Source organism: Granulicella rosea (genome assembly GCF_900188085.1).
Lineage (GTDB): Bacteria > Acidobacteriota > Terriglobia > Terriglobales > Acidobacteriaceae > Edaphobacter > Edaphobacter rosea.
This window is the reverse complement of sequence record NZ_FZOU01000021.1, coordinates 1-2640: the sequence shown is the minus strand read 5'-3', so window position 1 is coordinate 2640 and position 2640 is coordinate 1. Positions and strand designations below refer to the sequence as shown.

Here is a 2640-nt window from a genome sequence, read left to right as displayed (position 1 = left end):
ATCGAACAGCAGGCCTTTTGCCGAAACGTTCATGCTCAAGCCGCACTTCCATTCAGTACGAAGGCCTGCGCCGCCTTTAGCACCAGATCGACGCTTTCGACCGAGCAGCTTTCGCAATAGACGCGCAGCAGCGGTTCGGTGCCGGACGCGCGCAGCAGCAGCCACGTCTCGGCCGCGTTGGGCTTGTCGGCGCAGACGGGGTTTTCGAGGAAGAACTTGATCCCGTCCAGCGTCTCCATCTTCAGCACCTTCAGGCCTGCAATATCGGGCACGCCGGCCTTCGCGCGCGAGATCGCCGACTGCTTCAGTTCGTCGTTGATGTGCATGTCGACGCGGCCGTACTGGTGCTCGCCGAACTCGTCCTGAAGCGCTGCTACGAGTTCACCGAGAGTTTTCTTCTCGTCCGCCATCACATTCGCCAGCAACAGCGAGTTCAGCAGGCCGTCGCGCTCCGGCAGATGCTTCGAGATACCCACGCCGCCCGACTCCTCGCCGCCGATCAGGATCTCTTTTTCGAGCATCAGGTCGCAGACGTACTTGAAGCCGATGCCATGCTCATGCAGCGTACGGCCGTACTTCTTCGCGATGCGGTCGAGCATCAGCGTCGTGTTGAAGGCGCGCGTCACGTCGCCGGGCCAGCCCTTGCGGTCCAGCAACCATTTCAGCAGGATCGCGAAGATCTTGTGCGCGTCCACCACATTGCCGTGCTCGTCGACCGAGCCGATGCGGTCCGCGTCGCCATCCGTCACGAAGCCGGCGTCGCACTTTTCGCTCACGACAAGCTGTTGTGTCAGCGCGATATGCGGCAGGATCGGCTCCGGATTGATACCCGGAAACGCCGGGTTGAACTCGCTCCGCATCGTCGCGAACGGGATGCCCGCCTCGGTGAAGATGCCCGCGATGATGCCCGAACCTGCGCCGTACATCGTATCGATCAGGAACTTGTAGCCCGACGCCTTGATCGCCTTCAGGTCCACGAACGCCGTGATCGCGGCGATGTACTCCGGGTTGAAGTCGACGATCTCGATCGGCGCCTTGGCAGCCGCAGCCGGCAGCGGCTTGTCCAGATACGTCTCGATCGCCGCGATGATCGACGGCTTGCCCGACCCGCCGTAGCTGGCCTTGTACTTCACGCCGTTCCACTCCGCCGGATTGTGGCTGGAGGTGATCATCACGCCGCCGGCGGCCTTGCGTCCGCGCACCGCGAAGCTCAGCGCCGGGGTCGGCGTCACCACCGGCGCGAGCGCGACGGGAATACCCGCCGTCGCCAGCACCTCGGCCACCACCTTCGCGAACGACTGCGAGCCGAAGCGCGTGTCCCACCCGATGCACACGCCCTGCTTCCAGTCCTCATGCTCCAGCACATAGTGCGCAATCGCCGACGCCGCCACCCGCACATTCGCGTAGGTGAAGTCGTCCGCAATGATCCCGCGCCAGCCGTCCGTTCCAAACTTCACAGCACTCATAGCCACCCTCTAAGTTCTTTTAAATCAGCTCTTCCCGGCCCATATCGATATGCAGCGCACGCACCACCTTGGACACATCCTGCGAACGCTCCCGCGTCGTAATCAGCAGCGCGTCCGGCGTCTCGACGACGACCAGCCCTTCGACGCCCAGCAGCGCGACCATCTTGCCCGGCGCATAGACATAGTTGCCCGAAGACTCGATCGTCACCAACCCCGTCGTCGCGCCGTCCAGCACGTTCGAGTCGTCGTTCTCGCCCAGGTGCTCATGCAGCGACGCCCACGAGCCCAGGTCGTTCCAGTCGAAGTCCGCCGGCAGGCAGTAGATGTTCGACTTCAGCTCGCCCTTGGCCGAACGCCGCTCCAGAATCGCATAGTCGACCGAGATGTTCTCACACTGCGGATAGAACTCCGCAAAGACCGCCTCGAACTCCGGGGTGCCATGCGCGGCGGCGATCTTCTCGAGCAAGGGCGCCATGTCCGGCACATGCTCGCGAATCGCATTCGCCAGCGTCCGCGCGCTCCACAGGAAGATGCCGCCGTTCCAGGCGAAGTTCCCCGCCGCGAGAAACTTCTCCGCCGTGTGCTTGTCCGGCTTCTCGCGAAAACGCTTCACACGCGTGACCGGAATATCGCCGATGGTCTCGGTAACCGCACCCTGCTCGACATAGCCGTAACCCGTCTCCGGCCGCGTCGGCGGCACGCCCAGCACGACGATGTTCTCGCCCGCCGCCGCCACCTTCACGCCCGCCGCAATCACCTCGGCAAAGCGCCGGACGTTCGCGACGACATGATCCGACGGGAAGATGCCGATCACCGTCTCCGGCTCCGTCGGCTCCAGCAGGAACGCCGCCAACGCACACGCCGGAGCGGTGTTGCGCGCCGAGGGCTCGCTCAGAATATGGTCCGGAGAGATCATCGGCAGCTGCTCCGAGATCGTCTTGTCCAGCAGCCGGTTCGTGATGACCCAGACATCCGACACGTCCGCCACCGGCAAAAGACGCATCAGCGTCTGCTGAATCATGGTGTCGTCGCCATCGAGCGCCAACACCTGCTTCGCACGCGCCCTGCGGCTGCGCGGCCAGAACCTCGTCCCACTGCCGCCAGCCAAAATCACCGGCGCAAACCGGATCCCGGAACCTGCTTCTATGCTCATAGCGCCTTATCTTATTGGAAA

General features: G+C 63.6%; 2 protein-coding genes. Both read right to left on the bottom strand.

The window, feature by feature from the left end:
• Positions 1–35: 35 nt before the first annotated feature.
• Positions 36–1466: a phosphoglucomutase/phosphomannomutase family protein gene (locus CHB87_RS21690; protein WP_089410552.1), complete on the bottom strand. Its 1431-nt coding sequence runs from the start codon at positions 1464–1466 to the stop codon at positions 36–38.
• A 19-nt stretch (positions 1467–1485) separates the two neighbouring features.
• Positions 1486–2619, bottom strand: a complete 1134-nt coding sequence (locus CHB87_RS21685; protein WP_089410551.1) for a mannose-1-phosphate guanylyltransferase — start codon at positions 2617–2619, stop codon at positions 1486–1488.
• Positions 2620–2640 lie beyond the last annotated feature (21 nt).